General features: G+C 71.5%; 17 protein-coding genes. 4 read left to right on the plus strand and 13 right to left on the minus strand.

Annotated features, from left to right (window positions below):
• Nucleotides 1-87: 87 nt before the first annotated feature.
• The 9 genes from PV396_RS19895 to PV396_RS19935 form a co-directional block, all read right to left on the minus strand.
• Nucleotides 88-900 carry an HAD family hydrolase gene (locus tag PV396_RS19895; RefSeq protein ID WP_319206280.1) on the minus strand — a complete coding sequence of 271 codons (813 nt, stop codon included), beginning with the start codon at nucleotides 898-900 and terminating at the stop codon, nucleotides 88-90.
• Entirely contained in the window at nucleotides 897-2186 is a 1290-nt protein-coding gene (serS, locus tag PV396_RS19900; protein ID WP_319206282.1) for a serine--tRNA ligase, read from the minus strand. Before serS ends, PV396_RS19895 begins: the two co-directional genes overlap by 4 nt.
• 559 nt (nucleotides 2187-2745) lie before the next feature.
• Entirely contained in the window at nucleotides 2746-3678 is a 933-nt protein-coding gene (gene pheA / locus PV396_RS19905; protein WP_319206284.1) for a prephenate dehydratase, read from the minus strand.
• A gap of 607 nt (nucleotides 3679-4285) precedes the next feature.
• Nucleotides 4286-5665 carry an iron uptake transporter deferrochelatase/peroxidase subunit gene (gene efeB, locus PV396_RS19910; protein WP_319206286.1) on the minus strand — a complete coding sequence of 460 codons (1380 nt, stop codon included), beginning with the start codon at nucleotides 5663-5665 and terminating at the stop codon, nucleotides 4286-4288.
• An 8-nt stretch (nucleotides 5666-5673) separates the two neighbouring features.
• Nucleotides 5674-7638 carry a copper resistance CopC/CopD family protein gene (locus tag PV396_RS19915; protein ID WP_319206288.1) on the minus strand — a complete coding sequence of 655 codons (1965 nt, stop codon included), beginning with the start codon at nucleotides 7636-7638 and terminating at the stop codon, nucleotides 5674-5676.
• Between the two features lie 19 nt (nucleotides 7639-7657).
• Entirely contained in the window at nucleotides 7658-8125 is a 468-nt protein-coding gene (locus PV396_RS19920; protein WP_319206290.1) for a copper chaperone PCu(A)C, read from the minus strand.
• A gap of 41 nt (nucleotides 8126-8166) precedes the next feature.
• Nucleotides 8167-8820, minus strand: coding sequence for an SCO family protein (locus tag PV396_RS19925; RefSeq protein WP_319206292.1), 654 nt, complete (start codon nucleotides 8818-8820; stop codon nucleotides 8167-8169).
• 123 nt (nucleotides 8821-8943) lie between these two features.
• Nucleotides 8944-9696 (minus strand): YcnI family protein, encoded by a 753-nt coding sequence (locus PV396_RS19930; protein ID WP_319206294.1) that lies wholly within the window; start codon nucleotides 9694-9696, stop codon nucleotides 8944-8946.
• Between the two features lie 221 nt (nucleotides 9697-9917).
• The gene (locus tag PV396_RS19935) at nucleotides 9918-10766 is read right to left on the minus strand and encodes a hypothetical protein (protein WP_319206296.1); all 849 of its coding nucleotides are present in this window, start codon (nucleotides 10764-10766) and stop codon (nucleotides 9918-9920) included.
• 261 nt (nucleotides 10767-11027) lie between these two features.
• Here PV396_RS19935 and PV396_RS19940 point away from each other — a divergent pair, with 261 nt between their 5' ends.
• From PV396_RS19940 to PV396_RS19955, 4 genes are all read left to right on the plus strand, one after another.
• Nucleotides 11028-11516, plus strand: a complete 489-nt coding sequence (locus PV396_RS19940; RefSeq protein ID WP_319206297.1) for an ATP-binding protein — start codon at nucleotides 11028-11030, stop codon at nucleotides 11514-11516.
• 456 nt (nucleotides 11517-11972) lie between these two features.
• Complete coding sequence (locus PV396_RS19945) at nucleotides 11973-12320, plus strand: hypothetical protein (protein ID WP_319206298.1); 348 nt, start codon at nucleotides 11973-11975, stop codon at nucleotides 12318-12320.
• A 156-nt stretch (nucleotides 12321-12476) separates the two neighbouring features.
• Nucleotides 12477-13193: an ABC transporter ATP-binding protein gene (locus tag PV396_RS19950; protein WP_319206387.1), complete on the plus strand. Its 717-nt coding sequence runs from the start codon at nucleotides 12477-12479 to the stop codon at nucleotides 13191-13193.
• A gap of 209 nt (nucleotides 13194-13402) precedes the next feature.
• A complete protein-coding gene (locus PV396_RS19955; protein WP_319206300.1) occupies nucleotides 13403-15577 on the plus strand; it encodes a permease in 2175 nt (724 codons plus the stop codon).
• 803 nt (nucleotides 15578-16380) lie between these two features.
• Here PV396_RS19955 and PV396_RS19960 read toward each other — a convergent pair.
• The 4 genes from PV396_RS19960 to PV396_RS19975 all read right to left on the minus strand — a co-directional run bounded on the left by PV396_RS19960 (nucleotide 16381) and on the right by PV396_RS19975 (nucleotide 22107).
• A complete protein-coding gene (locus tag PV396_RS19960) occupies nucleotides 16381-17610 on the minus strand; it encodes an MFS transporter (RefSeq protein WP_319206302.1) in 1230 nt (409 codons plus the stop codon).
• Between the two features lie 99 nt (nucleotides 17611-17709).
• Complete coding sequence (locus PV396_RS19965; RefSeq protein ID WP_319206304.1) at nucleotides 17710-19074, minus strand: PLP-dependent aminotransferase family protein; 1365 nt, start codon at nucleotides 19072-19074, stop codon at nucleotides 17710-17712.
• Between the two features lie 63 nt (nucleotides 19075-19137).
• Nucleotides 19138-20604: an aminopeptidase P family protein gene (locus tag PV396_RS19970; protein ID WP_319206306.1), complete on the minus strand. Its 1467-nt coding sequence runs from the start codon at nucleotides 20602-20604 to the stop codon at nucleotides 19138-19140.
• An 87-nt stretch (nucleotides 20605-20691) separates the two neighbouring features.
• Nucleotides 20692-22107: a PP2C family protein-serine/threonine phosphatase gene (locus PV396_RS19975; RefSeq protein ID WP_319206308.1), complete on the minus strand. Its 1416-nt coding sequence runs from the start codon at nucleotides 22105-22107 to the stop codon at nucleotides 20692-20694.
• Between the last annotated feature and the right edge of the window lie 52 nt (nucleotides 22108-22159).

Raw genomic sequence — 22159 nt, forward strand, 5'->3', positions numbered from 1 at the left:
GCGACTCCCGCCTCCGCTACCCGGCGGCCGCCGCGATCCCGCGGCCCCGTCCCGGTCCCACGGCCCCCGGTCGTGGCGGGCAGCGGACTACGTCAGGAATCGCTCCAGCACCACCGCGATGCCGTCCTCGTCGTTCGATGACGTCACCTCGTCCGCCATCGCGCGCAGTTCGGTGTGGGCGTTGGCCATTGCCACGCCGTATGCCGCCCAGGTGAACATCGGGATGTCGTTGGGCATGTCGCCGAAGGCGATCGTGTCCGCCGGCTTCAGGCCCAGTCGGCGGGCCGCCAGGGACAGGCCCCTCGCCTTGGACAGGCCCAGGGGGAGGAGTTCCACTATCCCCTCGCCGGCCATGGTGACCGTGACGAAACCACCCGCCGTCCGGGCGGCGACCTCGGTGAGCTCGTCGCTGGACAGAGTCGGATGCTGGATGTAGATCTTGCCCAGCGGCTCGGTCCAGAGGTCCGAGGGATCCGTCAGCGGTACGAAGGGCAGCGCGCCCACGCCCGCGTAGCCCGGCCCGACCAGCACCTCGCCGTCGAGGCCCGCCCGGCTCGCCGCCAGGAACAGTGGCCCGACCTCCGCCTCGATCTTCGCCAGCGCGAGCGAGGCCAGCTGCCGGTCCAGGGTGATCGACGTCAGCAGCCGATGCGCCCCGGCGTCGTACACCTGTGCGCCCTGGCCGCAGACCGCGAGGCCCTCGTAGCCCAGTTCGTCGAGGATGTGCCGGGTCCAGCGCACCCCTCGGCCGGTGACGACGATGTGCGCGGCGCCCGCCGCGGTGGCCGCGGCGAGAGCCTCACGGGTGCGCGCCGAGACCGAGTCGTCGGAGCGCAGAAGCGTTCCGTCGAGGTCGGTCGCGACGAGCCGGTAGGGGAACGGCTCAGCGTCACCGGTCACTTGGCGACCGGCTCCAGCAGCTCACGGCCGCCCAGGTACGGGCGCAGCACCTCGGGCACGCGCACCGAGCCGTCGGCCAGCTGGTGGTTCTCCAGGATCGCCACGATCGTGCGAGGTACGGCGCACAGCGTGCCGTTGAGCGTCGCCAGCGGCTGGACCCTGTTCTTGCCGTCGCTGGTGTCGCGCATCCGCACGGACAGGCGCCGGGCCTGGAAACCGTCGCAGTTGGAGGCCGAGGTCAGCTCGCGGTACTTGCCCTGGGTCGGGATCCACGCCTCGCAGTCGAACTTGCGCGAGGCGGAGGCGCCCAGGTCGCCCGAGGCCACGTCGATGACCTGGAAGGGCAGCTCCAGGCCGGTCAGCCACTGCTTCTCCCATTCCAGGAGACGCTGGTGCTCGTTCTCCGCGTCCGCCGGGTCGACGTACGAGAACATCTCGACCTTGTCGAACTGGTGCACGCGGAAGATGCCTCGCGTGTCCTTGCCGTACGTACCGGCCTCGCGGCGGAAGCACGGCGAGAAGCCGGCGTAGCGCAGCGGCAGCTTGTCGGCGTCGAGGATCTCGTCCATGTGGTACGCCGCGAGGGGAACCTCGGAGGTTCCGACCAGGTAGTAGTCGTCCTTCTCCAGGTGGTACACGTTCTCCGCGGCCTGGCCGAGGAAGCCGGTGCCCTCCATCGCGCGCGGGCGGACCAGCGCCGGGGTCAGCATCGGCGTGAAGCCGGCCTCCGTGGCCTGCGCGATCGCCGCGTTGACGAGGGCGAGTTCGAGGAGCGCGCCGACGCCGGTGAGGTAGTAGAAGCGCGAGCCGGACACCTTGGCCCCCCGCTCGACGTCGATGGCGCCCAGCGCCTCGCCCAGCTCCAGGTGGTCCTTGGGCTCGAAGCCCTCGGCGCCGAAGTCGCGGATCGTGCCGTGCGTCTCCAGGACGACGAAGTCCTCCTCGCCGCCGACCGGGACGTCCGGGTGGACCAGGTTGCCCAGCTGGAGGAGGAGCTTCTTGGCCTCCTCGTCGGCCTCGTGCTGCTCGGCGTCGGCCGCCTTGACGTCGGCGGCGAGCTGGCCCGTCTTCTTGAGCAGCTCGGCCTTCTCCTCGGCGGAGGCCTTGGAGATGAGTTTGCCGATGCTCTTTTGCTCGGAGCGCAGCTCGTCGAAGCGGACGCCGGACGCCCTGCGCCGCTCGTCGGCGGACAGGAGAGCGTCGACGAGCGCGACGTCCTCTCCACGGGCACGCTGCGAAGCGCGCACACGGTCGGGGTCCTCACGGAGCAGGCGAAGGTCAATCACCCTCCAAGGCTACCGGTGCGGGGTCGGCACTCACGACTCGGTATTTCCCCGCACACCCCGTGTTGCTATTTGCCCGAAATGTCGATCTATTCGGGGGCGTCAAGGGGTGGGCCGGGATTCCGTGGAGAGGGGAGGGCGGTGGCGCTCGGTTGACCCGAATCCCTTGCGGCGGAGGGGGCTTGAGGGCGGGGCCGTCCTCGGTAATCCACACCCGCGTTGAGTTATCCACAGGCTGTGCGAAAGATCTGTGGATTACGGGAGTGATCGTTTCGAAAGTTGCCCTCGAGATGACCAATTCCCGAAGCAAACCACCCTCGCGCCCACTTTCGGGTGGTAATGCGTAACCCCGGGGGGTTACGCCAGGGAAACGGGTGGACGAAGGGTGGGATGCCGGGCTGTGGACGGGGTGGCGGCCTATAGGGCGACTTGTCGACAGAGCAGCATTCTGTTGTCGACTTGTCCCCAGGTCGAGAAGCAAGCCTGTGGATAACTTCTGTGGATAACTTCTGTGGATAACGGAAATCGGCTGGTAGGACTGGCTCGGGCGGCCGAAGACCGGCTAGAAGCGGCCGTCCTGGCAGCGCGCCACCCAGTCGGCGGCCGTCACGAACTCCTCGTCCGACGTCCCCGGCAGTGGAGCGCGGACATCCTCCAGGCCGATGTCCGCACGCGGGTACGAACCCAGGTACCGCACCTTGAGACAGATCCGCTTGAGCCCCATCATCGCCTCGGCGACCTTCCGGTCCGAGATGTGACCCTCGGCGTCAATGGCGAAGCAGTAGTTGCCGATGCCCTGCCCGGTCGGCCGGGACTGGAGCAGCATCAGGTTGACCCCCCGGACGGCGAACTCGCCCAGCAGATCACGCAGTCCACCGGGGTGGTCGTCGCGCTGCCAGATGACGACGGACGTCTTGTCCGCGCCGGTCGGCGCAGCGGGCCGGGCCGGCCTGCCGACCAGGACGAACCGGGTCTGCGCGTTCTCGGCGTCGTGGATGCCGGTCTCCAGGGCTTCCAACCCGTACCGGGCGGCGGCGAACTCACCCGCGAAGGCGGCGTCGTAGCGGCCCTCCTGCACCAGCCGGGCTCCGTCCGCGTTCGAGGCCGACGACTCCCACGTCACGTCCGGGAGGTTGATCTTCATCCAGTTGCGGATCTGCGACTGCGCGGCGGGATGGGCGGTGACGGTCTTGATCTCCGACAACTTGGTGCCCGGTCTGACCAGCAGCGCGAAGGTGATCGACAGCAGTACCTCGCGGTAGATCATCAGCGGGGAGCCCGCCACCAGCTCGTCGAGCGTGGTGGTGATACCGCCCTCGACGGAGTTCTCGATCGGCACGAACGCGGCCTCGACCTCACCGCTGCGTACCGCGTCGAGCGTGGCCGGCACCGACACCATCGGGATCAGCTCTCGGGTGGCCGTCTCCGGAAGCGTGCGCAGGGCAACCTCGGTGAAGGTGCCTTCGGGACCGAGATACGCGTAGCTGGCTGGCATGCCCTCACCCTAATGGCCCTTACCGAACCCGGCGCACGCGTCCAAGATCCACCGACCGGCCGGGCGACCGGGCTCCGGGCCGCTTCCCGGCGTGCGACCGGAGTCCGTGCGGCTGCCCCGGCAGGTGACAGGCCCGTGCCTGCTGCCCGGAGGTGCCGGGGCCCAGCCGGCCACCCTGGTGTCGCCACCTCCTGCAGGCGATGCCTCGGTGGGTGACCGGGGTCCGGGTCTGCTGCCTGGAGGCGACGGGGCCCAGCCGGCCACCCTGGTGTCGCCCCCTCCAGGAGCCGCTGCCCTGCGGGCGACCGGGCCCGGGCCGCTGCCATGGCGGGCGATCGGGGTCCGCGCGGCTGCTCCGGCGGGTGACCGGGGTCCGGGCCTGCTGCCTGGAGGTAACGGGGCCCAGCCGGCCACCCCGGTGTCACCCTCTCCAGCAGCCGCTGCCCCGGCGGGTGAGCGGGGTCCGAGTCTGCTGCCCGGAGGTGCCGGAAGAGGCCCAGCCCGCACCTCGGCATCACCCCTCCAGCAGCCGCTGCGGCGGCTGACCGGGGCCCGGGCCCGCTGCCCCCGAGGTGCGGGGAGGGGGTCCAGCCCCGCCCCCCGCACCTCACCCCTCCAGCAGTCGCTGCCCCACGTACTCCCCCTCGGCCGCCCCGCCCGGCACCGCGAACAGGCCGCTGGACTCGTGTCTGATGAACGTCGACAGCGCGTCGCCCCGGTCGAGCTTGCGCTGCACGGGGACGAAGCCGCGCAGCGGATCGGCCTGCCAGCAGACGAAGAGGAGCCCCGCGTCGGGCGTCCCGTCCGCGCCGATCCCGTCGTGGAAGGAGAAGGGGCGCCGAAGGATGGCCGCGCCCCCGTTCTCGTCGGGGCGGGTGATCCGGGCGTGGGCGTTGATGGGGACCACCAGATCGCCGTTGGCGTCGACCTTCTCCAGGTCCATCGGGGTCGTCTCGGTGCCCCCGCTGAGCGGCGCCCCGTTCGCCTTCCGCCGCCCGATGACGTCCTCCTGCTGCTTGACCGACAGGTTCTCCCAGTTGTCGAGGAGCATGCGGATCCGGCGTACGACGGCGTAAGAGCCGTTGGCCATCCAGGACGGTTCGCCCGACGCGGGCACGAAGATGCGCTTGTCGAAGTCGTGCTCGGACGGCTTCGGGTTGCGGGTGCCGTCGATCTGGCCCATCAGGTTCCGGGCGGTCATCGGTTGCGCGGTGGCGCCCGGCGACCGGTTGAAGCCGTTCATCTGCCAGCGGACGCGGGCCGCGCTGCCCGCGTCCTTCTGGATCGCGCGCAGGGCGTGGAAGGCCACCAGGGCGTCGTTCGCGCCGATCTGGACCCACAGATCGCCGTTGCTGCGGGTCTTGTCGAGGTGGTCGGAGGAGAAGTCGGGGAGCGGGTCGAGCGCCACCGGGCGCTGCTTCTCCAGCCCGGTGCGGGCGAAGAAGCCGTATCCGAAGCCGAAGGTGACCGTCAGGGACGACGGGCCCGCGTCCCGGGCGACATCCGTGTCGTCGTGCGCGGCGGCCTCGCCGGACATGAGCCGCCGGGCGGTGTCGGACCAGCGGCGCAGCAGCGCGGCGGCCTCCTTGCGGCCGGCGCCCGCCGCCAGGTCGAAGGCGACGAGGTGGCCGCAGGCCTGGACGGCATCGGTGATGCCGGCCTGATGTTTCACGTGAAACTTCGCCATGTCCGCGCCCACCGAAGTGAGCGCCGGGGACTGGCCGGGGGAGCCGGAGGAGTCGGCGTCTGCGGAGCCGACGGCATAGCCGGTGGCCCCGCCCGCCGCACCGAGCACGAGCCCGGTGGCACCGGCGGAACCGAGCAGCCGCCGCCGCGAGATGCCCTGCTCGCCGTGCCCTGCGCCGTCTCCTTCGGCGTTCCCGTCGGCGCTCTCCACGAGGCTTCCCGCAGCGCTCACGCCGTCGCCTTCCGTACTGCCTTTCCTGCTGTTTTCCCTTGTGGTCTGGTTGGAGGACTGGTCAGCCATGGTGCGGTTCAGCCGATCTGCGCGTTCTTGTCGACGGTCACTTGGTCGATGTCGGAGGTCCGCACGGTCACGGCGATCTTCCAGTCGCCGGCCATGGGGATCTGGACCTCGTTCGCCGTCCAGTGGCCCGTGGCGATGCGGTCCGGGTTCACGGGCAGTGGCCCGATGTTCTTGGCGGTGAGGGTGAAGGCGACCTTGACCTCGGGGACGTCGAACGCCCTGCCGTTGGGCCGCTCCACGTACACATGCATGACGTTGCCGCCTACACGCGCGGGGTTGATGTCGAGCCGTACGAGGCCCTTGCCGTCCTGGCCGCCGGTGTCGAAGGGCATGTCCAGGGTCAGCGCGCCCGTCCCGTCCGTGTCCGAGGAGGAAGAGGACGACGACGAGGAGGATGCCGAGGTGGCGGCCTTGGCCTCCTGTTCCGTCCGGCCCGGTTCGGTGGACGTCAGTACGGTCGTCACGGCGAGCAGGACGACGGCGACGCCCGTCTCGGCGAGCACCGAGCGGCGCAGCCCCGAACGCAGCGGGTCGGCGTTGCGCAGCCGCTTGAGTCGCGCGGTGTCGACGGCCGCCTGCTGCCGGGCGAGCTGGGCGGCGCGCTTGGCGTCCGAGCCGCCGGTCGCCCCCGCGGCGACCGTCTCCTTCTCGGGGTCGGCCGTCTCGACCTCCGCGGGCTGTGCCGCCTCGGTCGCGGCGGTCTCCGGCAGCTGCGAGGTCCAGCGGCGGGAGATGTAGGCGATGCCGACGAGGACGACGACCAGACCGATCTTGATGAGCAGCAGCTGTCCGTACCAGGTGTCGGTGAACGCCGACCAGGAGCCGAGCTGGCGCCACGACTGGTAGATGCCGGTCGCGACCAGCGCCAGCACGCTGCCGAAGGCGACGCGCGAGAAGCGTCGTACGGCCGAACCCTCGATCGGGGTGTCCGCCGGTGCCCGGAACAGCGCGACCAGGAGTGCGGCGAGGCCGCCGAGCCAGAGGGCGACGGCCACCAGGTGCAGTACGTCGACAGGCATCGCGATGTTGGGCTGGAGGCCGGTCGAGGCGTGTTCGGCCAGTGCCCAGGTGGCGGCGAGGCCGATCGCCACGACACCGCCGCCGATGCCGAGCCCGAAGGTGAGATCCCGGCGCGCGGAACTCTCGTCCGGCTCCTCCCCGTCCTCGCTCTCGTCCGTCCCGGGCCGGGCGTACGCGCCGAAGAGGACCGCGATGAACAGCGCGCCGGCCGCGAGGAGCAGCAGCCGGGAGACAAGGGCGGCGCCCGTCTTGGTCTGGAGGACGTCCCCGAGGAGCCCCAGGTCGAAGATGTCGCCGACCTTGCCGGACCCGGTGTATGAGCCGCGCATCAGCAGCAGCGCGAGCGTGGCCGCGGTCATCGCGAGCCACCCGGAGACGACGAGCCGCTGCACTGCCCGTACGCCGGAGCCGCGCGGCCAGCAGGCGAGGACGAAGGCGGCGCCGCCGACCATGACGATGAAGCCGGCGTACGAGACGTACCGGCCGAAGCCGTACAGGGCGCCGACGACTCCGCCGCCCGCCGTCTGGTCGGAGACCGAGACGGAGGTGACGGAGGGGGCGCCGACGGAGAAGGTGAAGGCGCCGGCGACGGGATGGCTGTCCGCCGAGACGACCTGGTAGGCGACGGTGTACGTGCCGTCGGGCAGTCCGGCGTGGAGCGGGACGCCGTACGTCGTGCCGCCCAGCTCGGTCGCCTTGCCGGTGTCGACGCGCTTGCCCTTGGGGTCGAGCACGCGGAACGCTCCGTCGGAGAACGCGACCTTCTCGGAGAAGGTCAGCGTCACCTGGGTCGGGGCCTTGTCGACCACCACACCCTGCTGCGGGGCGCTGCCGGTGAGCGCGGCGTGTGCGGAGACCGGCGCGGCGCCGGCCAGCCCGGCGAGCAGCGCGGCGGCGACCGCGAGGAACAGCAGCACCAGGGGCCGTACGCGGGGTGCGATGGTCTGTGTCACGGTGATCCCTCCCTCGGTCTCAGTGTCCGGTCTTCGGGTTGTACGTCGCCGACTTCACCGGCATCTCGATGGTGATCGGCGAGGTTTTGGCAAAGTGCAGCTGCACGGAGACCTTCTCGCCCTCGCGCGGCTTGCGCTTGAGCTGCTCGAACATCAGATGGTCTCCGCCGCTCTCCAGGACGAGTTCGCCGTGGGCCGGGATGTCGAGGCGCTGGGCCTCCTCCATGGTCTGCCCGACGGTCTTGTGCATGGTGACGTCGCCCGCGACCTCGCTGGTGACGCGGGTGAGCACGTCACCGGCGGCGCCCTTGTTGGTGATGACGAGGAATCCGGCCGCCATGGAGTCGGAGACCGGCTGGGGCATGTAGGCGGCGCCGACGGCCAGGCCGGCCGTGTCCGAGGAGCCTCCGGAGTCCGAACTCCCGCATCCGGCGAGGGCGAGCGCCCCGGCGAGCGCGGCGGCCGTAGCGACGGAGAGACGCCTCACGGACCTCACGGATCTCACGGACCTCGCTGACTTCGCAGGCCTCACGGGTTCTGCCCCTTGATGATCTTGGGGAGGCCCTTGGTGTAGTCGTCGACGGTGGCGTCCTCGCCGTACAGGACGTAGCCGCCGTCGGTCTTCGGGGAGAAGGCGATGACCTGGGTGCCGTGCATCGAGATCGTCTTGCCGTTCTTGTCCTTCGACGTGGGCTCGATGGAGATGCCGAGGGTGCGGGCGCCGGCCTGGATGGTGGCGAAGTCGCCGGTCAGGCCGATCACCTGGGGGTCGATCCCCTTGAGCCACTTGCCGAGCGCGGCCGGGGTGTCCCGCTTCGGGTCGGTGGTGACGAACACGATGCGGAGCTTGTCCTGCTCGGCAGGGGGAAGCTGCTTCTTGGCGACGGCGATGTTGCTCATCGTCAGGGGGCAGACGTCGGGGCAGTTGGTGTAGCCGAAGTAGATGAGTGTGGGCCGGCCCTTGGTCTCCGCGCGGAGGTCGTACGGCTTGCCGTGGGTGTCGGTGAGCACCAGGTCGGGCTTCTCGAACGGCTGGTCGAGGATCGTGGCCGCCTTGTCCGAGCCGGCCTCGACGGACACATCGGCGACGGACTTGGAGTCGTCGTCGCCGCTGCCGCAGGCGGAGAGGGACAGGGTGGCCGCGACGAGCAGGGCGGACGCGGCGAACAGCTTCTTGCGCATAAGGAGGTTTCCCGGAGGTGTGGTTCGTGGGAGGTCCGGCGAACACCCGAGGGGGTGTACGGGACAACCGGGGGCGTGCGGGACAACCGCACGCCCCCGGCGCGCACCGGAGGTGAGCGGGGGTCAGACGGTGGTGCGGCGGCGGCCGGCCAGCACGCCGAACGCGACGCCCGCGACACCGACGACAATGCCGACGACGCCCAGCACGCGCGCGGTGGTGTCGCTGCTGTCGGCGGGCTCGGCGGCGGTGGTCGTGGTCTTCGCGGCGGCCTGCTCGGCGGGCTCCGCGGAGGCCGCGGCGGACTCCTCAGCGGTCGAGGAGGCGCCGTGGTGGCCGCCGGTGGCGGCGGACAGCGCGAGCACCGGAGCGGGGTTGTCGGGCTCCTCGGCGCCGTCCTTCTCGACCTCGATCCAGCGGACGACCTCCTTGTTGGAGTACGTCTGCAGCGCCTTGAAGACTAGTTCGTCGGTGTCCTCGGGCAGCTGGCCCATGGAGAGCGGGAACTTCTGGAAGTAGCCGGGCTCGACGCCCTTGCCGGTGGCGGTCCAGGTGACCTTGGAGACGGCCTCGGAGATCTTCTCGCCGTGCAGCTCGAGGGGCTTGGCCAGCTTGGACTTGGTGACCTTGACGGTCCAGCCGTCGATCGGCTGCGGCATCACCGAGGCGAGCGGGTGGTCGGTCGGGAAGCTGACCTCGAGCTTGGTGGTCGAGGCGTTGTCGCGCTCGTTCGGCACCTTGAAGTTGACGGTCGCGTAGCCGCCCTTGGCGGCGGTGCCCTCGGCCGACACGGTGACGTGTGCGAAGGCGGGGCCGGACAGGGCGAGGACGGTGGCACCGGCGACGGCGGCGGTGGCGGCGATACGGGAAACCTTCATGTCGGAAGGCGCTCCACTTCGGGTGAGGTCCGACGGGCCGAAGAGTCCGACGTTTCGGACTGTGCGGCGGGTCGGAGAGTGCGACTGGTCGGAAAGGAAGAGGGACGCGGGTGCGAAACGGTGCACACGCGCGCGCGTGCCGCACGACAGCGGCCTCTCTCCGACCCTCGGACCCCGGGATGTGAAACCCCTGTGAGCCGACGGCGAGCGGTCGCGTCGTGTCAGGCGGCGAGTACGAGCGGGGCGGTCGGCGGCCCGCGCCGGATCACCGTGTGCTGGAGCTGGGTGTCGGACGGCCCGAGGGGAACGAGGGTCCACGCGCGCGGGGCGGGCGGTGCCGTGCCGGGCGTACCCGGAAGGCCCGTACGGAGTGCGCGCGCCAGCGCGAGCGCCCCGCGCAGGGACCGTACGAGCGCCCCCTCGGCCACGCCGTGCGCGGACAGCCGCATCAGGCGCAACAGGGCGAGGTCTCCCCGGCGCAGCAGCCAGCCGGTGGCGACGGCCGCGAGGACGTGACCGAGCAGCATGGGCAGCGTCGGCAGCAGGGTGGTGAACGATTCGGGGGAGGCGAGGGCGTCGGCCGGGTGGTTCATGGACGCCATGTCCATGCCCGCGCCGGTCCCCGAACCGGCCGTCCCGGTACCGCCCGCACCGATCCGCGCGTCGGCGAGGATCCGCTGGGCCTGGGCCGGGCTGATCGTCGCGAGCGGCACCCCGCACAGCAGGCGGGCGGCCCGGGCGACCAAGGCGGTGTCCGTAGTGGCGGCCGTGACGGCCCCCGTGGACGCCATGGCGTGCTGCCCGAGTCCGAACAGGATGTGCAGGACTGTCTGGCCGACGGCCAGCAGAGCGACGATGCCCGGCAGCGAGCGGGTCCGCCCGGCGAGCGGTGCCGCGCACACGAGGACCCCGAGGAAACCGGCACCCAGGGTCCACAGCGGAACGGAGGCGCAGGAGGCGAACGTGTGACCTGCTCCGGCCAGCACGACACAGACCGCGGCGAACACCGCGGCCCTCAGCATCCGGATGGCGCTTCCGGAGGGCGCTGTGCGCCTGCGGCGGGCAGTCATGGCGGGCTCATCATCGCACTGGCCCCACGGCACCCATACGGCAGGTCCACAAGGTGACGTGCGGCCGGGTACCGCCATATAAGAAGGGGTAAAAAGATGTAAAACCGGAAGGTCACTTCTGCCAGTTGATGCACTACATACACCGATTGGGGCTCTCGGCGCATCCCCCTTATGGGCGGCATCACGTCAACTACGTGCTTACACACCGCCACTCGCGGCAATACGTACAGGTATGTCGAGCCGCGGCCTGGAGGCTGGAGCATGAGCATCTGGTGGTCACTCCATCTTCGGCGAGAGGCTGCGAGCGTTCCGCTCGCCAGACGCCTGTTGCTGGGCACCATGGAGACGGCGGGCGTCGACCCCGACATCTCCTACGACCTCTCCGTCGCGCTCAGCGAGGCCTGTGCGAACGCCGTCGAACACGGCGGGGACACCGGACACGGCGACTCCCGCGGGGCCTATCGCGTCACCGCGTACCTCGACGGGGAGAAGTGCCGCATCGAGGTCGCCGACTCGGGTCCCGGCTTTCCCGCCGCCGGAACGGCCGGCTCCCCGGCGGCGGAGGCTCCGCGCCGCCCGGTGCCGGTGGCCGCGGTCCCCTACGACGCCGAGAGCGGCCGGGGTCTGTCGCTGATCGAGGAACTCGCCGATCACGTCACCATCGGCAACAAGCCGGGCCGGGGCGGTGCGGTGGTCAGTTTCGACAAGATGCTCAAGTGGCAGAAGGACGCTCCGCTGATGGCGGTGTGACGCGGGCAGGTACTTGTCGCGTTCGGCCGGATCCGGTTCACCGCGCCGACGGTTTTCGGTCATTCCCGGCCGGTAGTCATACGTTGCTCGCGACCGCGAACCCTCTGGGTGTTCGCAATCGTGAGCGGGCGGCGCATTCGATTCCGTTTCGAATCGGTCGGGCGGGCGGCGACCGTGATCACCAATAGCGTCCCCGCCGACCGCGAGTTCCGCTTGTCTCCGACTCTTGCCCGGCCCTCCCGATCATGCCGAGCGCGCGCTCTCCGGACGGACCCTTTGACAGGTTGCCCGGTTCTGTTCCGTGAGGAATCAAGTACCTGTCGGGCTGTGTGGTGCCTGTGTGATGGTTGGGGCCGCCGGTCGGGCCGCGGTACAGGCGCCGTTTCGCGTCCCAACTCCGGCTGTTAGCAAGTCAGTTGACGGCAATGACCGGCCGTCGGACGCAAGGGGGAAAAAATGAACCGAATGAAGGTCGTCGCTGTGGCACTCCTCGCCACCAGCATCGCGCTTCCGACCACGACCGCTGTGGCCCGGAGTGTCACCGGCGGCGGCGTGACCGCCACCGCCCCGTACAACGGCGACGCCGGGAAGATCTCCGTCTACGACGGCAGCAACGACGGTGACCCGGGCAAGGCGGAGTACTACCGCCACGACAGTGCGGGCACCAAGCGCACCCTCTGGAACCACAGCGGTCCCCGGACGACCGCTGTCTCGGGCGACGGCTCGTCCATCATCAAGTTCAAGGCCTGCGACGAGAACGGTTCCGGCAGCTCGGACGACTGCTCCGGCTGGGTCGCTCCGTAACGGCTGATTCGGGTTCCGCCCGCCGGGCCGGCCGTTCCTCGGCCGGCCCGGCGGGTCGCGTTCTGTCGTATCGAGCATCGAGGCATCGAAGTGCCGGGCCGACCGACCATCGGCACGGGGGAACGAAGGTGTAAGGGCATGAACGAGCGAACCACGATGGCAGCCGGAGCCCCGACCAGCACCGGCGACACCGCGAGAACCGGCGCCGGACTCCAGGTGGAGGGTCTGCGCCACCGGCTCGGGGACCGCGTCCTGCTGGCCGGGGTCGATCTGGAGGTCGGCCCCGGCCGCTCGGCCGCGATCACCGGACCGAGCGGCTCCGGCAAGTCGACCCTGCTGACCTGCGTACTGGGCCTGATCGCACCGGACGAGGGCACGGTGACCGTCAACGGCCGGAAGCTGACCGGGCTGTCGGGGCGGGAGTTGGCGCGGCTGCGTCGGCAACATCTGGGCGTCGTCTTCCAGTTCGGCGAACTGCTGCCCGAACTCACCCCGGTGGAGAACGTGGCACTGCCCGTCCTCCTGGACGGCGGCGACCACCGGGCCGCGTACCGGCGCGCCGCCGAACTCCTGGCCGAACTGGGAGTGCCGCACGACGGTACGCCGACCGGCATGCTCTCCGGCGGCGAACGTCAACGCGCCGCTGTCGCCAGGGCCCTGATCACCGACCCGGACGTCCTGCTCGCCGACGAACCGACCGGCGCCCTCGACCCGCAGGCCCGGGAGACCGTGGCCGACCTGCTGTTCGAGGTCTCCCGCGACCGGGGCTGCGCCCTGCTCGTCGTCACCCACGACCTTTCGGTGGCCGCCCGCGCCGACCGCACCCTGCGCCTGGAGTCCGGCCGACTGCGGGAAACCGGGGTGGGCGCGTGAGTACGGACGCGCAGAACTCCGTACCCGGCACCGAAATCCCTGAGCGGGAGCAAACCTCGTCGCAGTCGCATATTCATGCGCAACCCATCTCCACGACTCCCACAACCCCCACAACCCCCACGAGCCCCACACCCCTCACGCCCCCTACGACTCACACGAGCCCCGCGAGCCCTGTGACCCCCGCGACGCCCGTGACTCCAGTGACTCCCGTGACGACTCCGGGCCGGACCGGCGGGCGGCTCTCCCTCCAACTCGTCCGGATGGGGTTCGCGGCCGGCCGCGGCACCCCCGGTGACCGGCTGCGCTTCTGGTCGCTGTGCGCCGCCGCCCTGGCCGTCGCCGTCGTCGCGCTGGCGGTCGTCGCCGCCGTCGCCACCCACGACGGCCGCGAGGCGCGGAACACCGCGCGCGGCCCACTGCTCTCCGACCGGCAGCACGCCGTGGCGCTGTGGCGCGAGGCGTTCGACGTCGTCGGCGAGGTCCAGCACAGCGTGATCTACGTCGAGCGGCTCAAGGCCGACGCCCCGCCCCCGCCGGGCCTGTCCCGCTGGCCGGCCCCCGGCGAGGCGATGCTCTCTGCGGAGCTGCTCCGCGACGGCCAGGACGAGGGGATCAAAACCCGGTACGGCCGCTTCGCGGGCACGATCGGCAGGTCCGGCCTCGTCTCTCCCTCAGAGCGGCTGGCCTACGTCGGGGTGACGCAGGGCCAGCCCGGTGAGGGAAGCGACTCCTGGTGGCCCGTCAGCGGGTTCGGGCAGAGCTACCCGATGGGCGAGACCCTCAACGGCCGCACTCTCGCCGATGTACTGCGCCCCCTGGGCGCGCTGACCGGCGTACCGGCGCTGGCGCTGCTCGTCGTCGCCGCGCGGGTCGGCTCACGTACCCGGGACCGGCGCGCCGGGCTGCTCCAGGCGCTCGGCGGGACCTGGCGGCACCGCGCGCTCGTCGACATCGGCGAGGCGGTGCTGCCGCTGGCGGCCGGCACGGCGCTGGCAGTGCTGGTGCTGCTGCCGGCACTCGTCACCGACGTACGACTGCCCCCGACCGGCTACCTCCTCGACAGCGGCGACCTGCGCACGGCCTGGCCCGGTTTCGCGCTCGCGCTGCTGCTGTCCTTCGTCGGCTGTCTGCTCGCCGTGATCCTGCTGCACCGGGTGGGCCGGGACGGAACCGCCACCCGGCCCCGTTCGTTCTCGTCACGGGTGCCGCGCTGGCGGCTCGTCGGATGCGGGGTGGGCGTCGCCGCCATCGCGCTCAGTCAGTACGCGGGCGAGCCCGCCGATGTCACCGTCTTCACGGTCGGCACGGTCCTGATGTGGGTGATGCTGCCCTCCGTGGCCGCCGTGGCGAGCCGTGCCATGGGCGAGAAGTTCGCCGTACGAGGGTTTCACGCGGGCCGCGCCGGACAGCTGATCGGCGGACGCTGGACGGCCGCGCACCCCGGTGTCGTGGTCCGGATCTCGGCGGCCATGATCATCGGTCTGGGGCTGGTCTGCCAGCTCGAGGCGGGCAACAGTCGACTCGGTGACCAGGCCGCAGCGGCGCAGGTCTCCCAGGCGCGTGTCGGCGCCGGCGTGCTCAGTGTCCAGAGCCGGTATCTCACGCCCCCGGCGATCGATGGCCTCGCCCGCGCGCTCCCGGCGGACTCGCACCTCGTCTCCCTCCAGACCGACCAGCGGACCGAGTCGGTGCTCATCCAGGGCTCCTGCGCCACCCTGCGCACACTCGCCCTCCCCTGCCCAGCCGCACCGGAGGCGGTACGCGCCGTCGATCCGCGGGTCGCGGAGATCGCCAACTGGTTCGGCCGCAACCCGCACGCCCAGGTCGCCGATCCGGCGAAGCTCGGCCCGGACGCCTTCCAGGGGACGCTTCTCGTCGTCACCGAGCACCCGAAGCCCGGGCTCCAGGCGGCGGTGGAGCAGGCGGCGTACGCGCTCGTGCCCGGCATCACCGTGGAGACCCTGGGCGAGAACTGGACCGTCGGCGCCGCCGACAAGGCCCGGCTGGGCAACTGGGTCCTGCTGTTCGGCTCGACGGGCCTCGCCCTCCTGCTGCTGACGGGCAGTCTCGGCGCGGCGGCGGAGTTCGTCCGGGTGCGGTCGGCGCTGGCGCCGCTGGCAGTCCTGACCGGCAGCAACCGGATCCACCGGTCGGTCGCCTTCTGGCATCTGACGGTCCCGCTGCTGATCGCCACCGTCGTCGCGGCGGTCGTCACCGCCTGGCAGTCGCTGTTCTTCACCGCAACGGAGGAGGGCGGAACCGTCTCCTGGGTTGTGTTCTGGTCCGCGGTGGCCGTCTGCGCGCTGCTGTCCGTGCTGATCGGCGTCCTGGGCGGCAGAACGGCAAGCCGAGCCGCCGCCCGCTGGCGCCCCACAGCCGACTGACTCCTCCCGCACCCGTGTTCGCGAGGCCTACTGGTCGCGGCGGCCCCGCACGACCTTCACCACGCCCAGCCGCGCGCCCCCGCACCGTCCGCCTGCGACGTCGACCTCCGCACACGCGCGCGTGGACCCCGCCCGGCAACACCGCCCGCGCGGACGCCCGGATGCCCTGCCGGTCAGCCGACCGGCACGGGTTGCCCGGCAGCGGCGTCACCGGGCTCTTCGGGCGGCTGGTCCCTCGCGTGTGAGCGGCGGCGTCAGTCATTCAGGGGCGCCTGCTGCCCGGATGCCCGAATGCCCGGAGGCCCTGCTGGTCAGCTGACCGGCACGGGCTGGCTGGCAGCCGCGTCCACTGGGCTGGGGGCGAGCTCTTCGTGCGGCGGGTCCATCGAGTATACGGCGGCGCTGGCCGTTCGCGGCGCCCTTCCCGGACGCCCGTTATGCCCTGCCGGTCAGGACCGACAGAGGATGCCTGGCAGCGGCGTCCACCGGGTCGGCGGGGGTTCTTCGTGGGCCGGTCTCATCGCGTATGAGTACAGTGCCGACCGTTCGGGGGGCGCCCGATTCCTGGCCGCCCGGATGCCCTGCCGGTCAGCTCGCTGACACGGGCCGCCTGGCAGCCGCGCGCAGCGGGCCGGGGCCGGCTCTTCGTGCGGCCGGTCCCATCACCTATGAGCGGCAGTGCCGACCGTTTCCGGCCTTCCGGCCTTCCGGCCTTCCGGCCTTCCGGCCTTCCGGCCTTCCGGCCTTCCGGCCTTCCGGCCTTCCGGCCTTCCGGCCTTCCGGCCTTCCGGCCTCCCTGCCGGTCAGCCCACCGCCACGGGCTGCCTGGACGCCGCCTCCACCGGGCCGGCGGCAGCCCTCCGTGCCGCCGGGCCCATCGCGTACGACGCGATCAGTGTGGCCCCGCCCAGCAGCAGCCAGCCCGGCGTCCCCCAGCCCACCAGCAGCGTGGTGAGGACCAGGGGGCCGGCGGTACGGGCCACGGTCACGCCGGTTCCGAAGAAGCCCTGGTACTCACCGACCCGGTCGGCCGGGGCCAGTTCGAAGGACAGCTGCCAGGATCCCGCCGACTGCCCCATCTCGGCGACGACCTGCAGCACCGCTCCGGCCACCAGGACACCGACGGCGCCCCAGGGGCTCAGCCCCGCCGACAGGGCGAACACCGCGCACGCCGCGAGCATGACCCACCCGGAGCGCCGTACCGCGCGCGTGGCCGACGCGATGCCGCTCACCCCGCGCGCCATCCGCACCTGGAACACCATCACCGCCCCGGTGTTGAGCACGAACAGTGCGGACACGACCCACGCCGGAGCGTCCGTCCGCTCGGTGATCCACAGCGGGATGCCGAGGCTCAGCAACGGCATGCGCAGCAGCAGCACGGTGTTCAGCAGCGTCACGACGACGTACGGCCGGTCGCGCAGCACGCTGAGCCCGTGCGACTTCGCCGAGGCGACGGGCGCCACCGACGGCAGCCGCAGCAGCAGCCCCGCGCACACCAGGAAACTCACCGCGTCCAGCGCGAACACCCCGAGATACGCCGCCCGTGTCCCGGCGTTCAGCGCGAGCCCGCCGAGCCCGGCACCCACCGCGAGACCGGCGTTCAGCGTCGACTGGAGGTGGGCGAGCAGCCGCGTCCGGTCCCCGGCGGACACCAGCCCCGCGAGCAGCGCCTGCCGGGCCGCCGCGAGCCCCGACTGCGCGGACGCGTAGGCACAGGCCGCGATCACGAACGGCACGAACCCCCGCACGACGAGGAAGGACGCCACCGCGGTCCCCGTGGCGAGCGCCAGCAGTACGGCGGTCCCGCGCGCCCCGCGCCGGTCGGCGAGCCGCCCCAGCGGCACCCCGACCAACGAGCCGATCGCCCACGCGAGCGTCAGGCCGAGCCCCACGCGCGCGGGGGCGAGCCCGACGACATGGGTGAAGTAGAGGGCGGAGGTGACGTAGTACGCCCCGTCGCCGACCGAGTTGGTCAGCTGGGCCAGGGCGAGCACGCGCTGCGGGCCTGCGGGCGGGACGAGGTTGTTGGTCATACGGACGACGTTAGGACCCGGGTGGACCGATGGGCAGGCCCAATAGTCGTGCCTTTAAGTGGCCCAATTCCGCCGAGTGGGCCCGCATGGGTCCACCTCTCAGCGACCCTCCAGAACCCGCCCGAGCACCGCCAACGCCTCCTCGAAAACCGGCTCCCGAGGCGTCCCGTACCCCACGACCAGCCCCTGCGTCATCCGCCCGGCCGGCGCCCCCGCGCCCGGCTCGTGCCAGTGCTCCCCGAGATGCCCGACCGCGAGCCCGGCCTCCCCGGCCCGTGTCAGGATCTCCGCCTCGTCGGCCACCTCCACCAGGGCGTGCAGCCCCGCCGCGATCCCGCGTACGGTGCGACGCGCGCCGAGCAGCTCGACGAGCCGGTCCCGGCGGCGCCGGTAACGCAGGCGGCACGCGCGCACGTGACGGTCGTACGCATGGCTCGTGATCAGTTCGGCGAGGGCCAGCTGGCCGATGGTCTCGGTGTGGAAGTCGCTGTGCAGCTTGGCGTCGGCGACCGCGTCGACGAGGTGGGGCGGCAGCACCATCCAGCCGAGGCGCAGGGCGGGCCCGAGCGTCTTGGAGGCGGTGCCGACATAGACGACCTGTCCCGGCGCCATGCCCTGAAGAGCGCCGACGGGCTGCCGGTCGTACCGGAACTCCCCGTCGTAGTCGTCCTCGACGATCAGCCCGTCACGCGCGCGTGCCCAGTCGGTGAGCGCCCTACGCCTCTCCGGGTGCAGTGTCACCCCGATCGGGTACTGATGGGCGGGCGTGACGACGACCGCCGACACCTCGTGCCGGTCCGTCAACTCCTCGACGCGGGCGCCCCGTTCGTCGACCCCCACCGGCACCACCCGTCCGCCGGCCCGTCGGACGACTTCACGGTGGAAGGGCAGCCCCGGGTCCTCCATGGCGATCGAGGCGCCGTCCAGCACGCGCGTGACGAGCGAAAGCGCTTGCACATACCCGGAGGTGATCACGATCCGCTCGGGCGGCGCGAGCACCCCGCGGGCCCGCCCCAGATAGTCCGACAGCGCCGTCCGCAGCTCGATCCGGCCGCGCGGATCGCCGTAGTCGTACGCCGGTGAGGGCGCCGTGGCGACGGCCCGGCGCAGCGCCCGCAACCAGGCGTCCGCCGGGAACGTCCCCACGTCCGGACTCCCGGGCCGCAGATCGAACCGGGGCACACGCGCGCGTGCGTGTGCCTCCGGCGGATCCGCGTCCACCGAGGGCAGCGCGGCGACCTGCGTACCGGCCCCTTGCCGAGCCGTGAGATACCCCTCGGCAACCAGCTGGTCATAGGCCGCCTTCACGGTCCCCCGCGACACCCCCAACTCCTCGGCGAGCCGCCGGGTGGCAGGCAACGAAACCCCGGGCGCCAGCCGCCCGTCCCGCACGGCATCCCGAAGAGCACGCTCGAGCCCGTCACGGCGCCCTTCACCGACGGCGAACTCAAGATGCAGGTCCACACCAACCCCCCGAGGGGCGCGGGGAACTGCGCGACCAGCCACGAACCACCCGCAGCCGAAAGATCAGCTCTTCAGGGAAGCCATCCATGCCTCAACTTCATCAGATCGTCGAGGCAATCCGGCCGAGAGATTCCGATTCCCCTCCTCGGTCACGAGAATGTCGTCCTCGATCCGCACTCCGATACCCCGATACTCCACAGGCACAGTCAGATCATCGGCCTGGAAGTACAGCCCGGGCTCGACCGTCAGCACCATCCCTGGCTCCAACGTCCCGTCCACATAGGACTCCACCCGCGCCGCCGCACAGTCGTGAACGTCCATACCGAGCATGTGCCCGGTGCCATGCAGCGTCCACCTCCGCTGCAACCCCAGCTCCAGCACCCGCTCCACGGGCCCCTCGACAAGCCCCCACTCCACGATCCGCTCGGCCAGCACCCGCTGCGCCGCATCGTGGAAGTCCCGGTACTTGCCCCCGGGCACGACGGCCGCGATGCCTGCCTCCTGGGCGTCGTACACCGCGTCGTAGATCTTCTTCTGGATCGTGGTGTACGTGCCGTTGATCGGCAGCGTGCGCGTGACGTCGGCCGTGTAGTACGTGTGCGTCTCGACGCCCGCGTCCAGCAGCAGCAGCTCACCGGGGCGCACGGCCCCGTCGTTGCGCACCCAGTGCAGCGTGCAGGCGTGCGGGCCGGCGGCGCAGATGGAGCCGTAGCCGACGTCGTTGCCCTCCACGCGCGCGCGGAGGAAGAACGTCCCCTCGATGTACCGCTCGCTGGTCGCCTCGGCCTTGTCGAGGACCTTCACCACGTCCTCGAAGCCGCGCACCGTCGAGTCGACGGCCTTCTGCAGCTCACCGATCTCGAACTCGTCCTTGACCAGCCGCGCCTCGGAGAGGAACACGCGCAGTTCCTCGTCGCGCTCGGCGGTGACCTTGTCGGTCAGTGCTGCCTCGATACCGGCGTCGAACCCACGTACGACCCGGACCGGCCCGGTGGCCTCCGTCAGTGCGGCGGCCAGCTCGCGCACGTCCGAGGCGGGAATGCCGTACACCTGTTCGGCTTCGGCGAGTGAATGGCGGCGGCCGACCCACAGCTCGCCCTGCCCCGAGAGCCAGAACTCGCCGTTCTCGCGGTCGGAGCGAGGAAGGAGATAGATCGTCTCCTTGTGGCCCTCGGGCGTCGGCTCCAGGACGAGGACGCCGTCCTCCGTCTGGTTGCCGGTCAGATACGCGTACTCGACCGAGGCCCGGAACGGGTACTCCGTGTCGTTCGAACGCGTCTTCAGATTGCCCGCGGGGATCACCAGGCGCTCGCCCGGGAAGCGCGCGGAGAGCGCGGCGCGGCGGGCGGCGGTCTGCCCGGCCTGCGCGATGGGCTCGAGGCCCGTCAGCTCGGTGTCGGCCCAGCCGGACTTCATGCTCTCGGCAAGCTCGTCGGAAACGCCCGGGTACAGGCCGTTCTTCCGCTGCTTGATGGGCTCTTCGGGCTCGGACCCAGTCTCCGGGGTCACCGGATTGAGCTCGTCCGCCACGGTCATCCTCCTAGATACGGCACTGGACCCCGTCCATCGTACGGTCGTACGGAACGGGGCCCAGAGGAGTGAGAGACGACCGGCCGTTCACTCGAACCGCGCCGACAGCAGTACGACGTCCTCCTGACCGTCCGACGCGTCCAGCTCGTCCGGCAGCATGCTCCGCAGGACGTGGTCCGCGATCGCGCCCGGATCGTCGCGCAGCTGCCTGGGGACGCTCGCCGCCGCCGCGTGCAGCCGGGAGAAGGCCCGGTCCACGGGGTCGCCGGTACGGTGCAGCAGCCCGTCGGTGTAGAGCAGAACCGTCTCTCCGGGCTCGGTCCGGAACTCCACGCTGGGCGCCTCCCAGCAGGCGAGCATCCCTAGGGGTGCCGACACGGTGGTCTCCACGAACTCCGTGCGCCGCTCGCCGATCACCAGGGGCGGGCAGTGCCCGGCGCCGGCCAGCGTGACCTTGCGCAGCGCGGGCTCGCAGTACGCGAACAGGGCGGTGGCGCAACGGGCGGGCTCGGTGAGCCGCAGAAGCAGCTCCAGGTCGGACAGGACCGCCACCGGGTCTTCGCCCTCCATCACGGCGTACGCGCGCAGGGAGGCCCGCAGCCGGCCCATCGCGGCGATCGCGCTGGGCCCGGAGCCGGTCACCGCGCCCACGGCCAGGCCGAGGGCGGCGTCCGGGAGCGGCAGCGCGTCGTACCAGTCGCCGCCGCCGCGCGGGCCGGTGCGGTGCCGGGCGGCGAGCTGGACACCGGCCGTCCGGGGCAGCCGGGTGGGCAGCAGCTCCGCGGAGATCGTCTCCACGCACGCGTGCGTGCGTTCCACCTCGACCAGCCGGGCCAGGTGCTCGGTCGCGTACCGCGCGTACAGGCCGACGAGGTGGCGCTGCCGCTCGACCGGCTCCGCGGGCTCGTCGTACAGCCAGACGGCCGCGCCGAGGCGGCCGGCGGACTCGGTGGACAGGGGGAGCGCGTAGCTCGCCGCGTAGCCGAGGCGGGCGGCCACCTCGCGGTGGCGGGGGTTCAGACCATCCTCGGCGAGGAGGTCCGGGTGTGTGATTTCGCTCTCGCCGCCGGGCAGCCCGGCGGCCGTGTCGAGGAGCTGTCCGTACGGCATCGCGCCGCGCGGGATCGTTTCGATGTGACCGAGGTCGGCGCGGGCAAGTCCCAGGCCAATGGTGGTGTCGGGGCCGAGGCCGTCGTCCGGTTCCAGGACGAGGAGACCGCGCCTGGCGCCCACGAGAGCGGCTCCGGCGCGCAGCAGTTCCTGGAGGGCGTCGGCGAGTGTCGCCGTGCGCGCGAGCCGCTCGGTGAGTTCATGCAGCGTTGTGAGGTCGGACACCCAGCCGGCGAGGCGGTCCTGGAGGAGGGCGCCGGGGCCGTTCGGGCAGGTCAGCGCGGTTGTGTCCGCAGGGGCACCCGGGGATACGGGCGCAGGCGCGACAGTGTGGGCGGGTGAGGGAACCGTTGAATCGATTCCAGCCACTTTCGGGAGGTGAGGGGCGTTCATGGCGCCCGGCCTTCCGACCGGCGCTTATTGCTCAATAGCATCGCAAACCCCC

Source organism: Streptomyces sp. ME02-8801-2C (genome assembly GCF_033793965.1).
Taxonomy (GTDB): domain Bacteria; phylum Actinomycetota; class Actinomycetes; order Streptomycetales; family Streptomycetaceae; genus Streptomyces.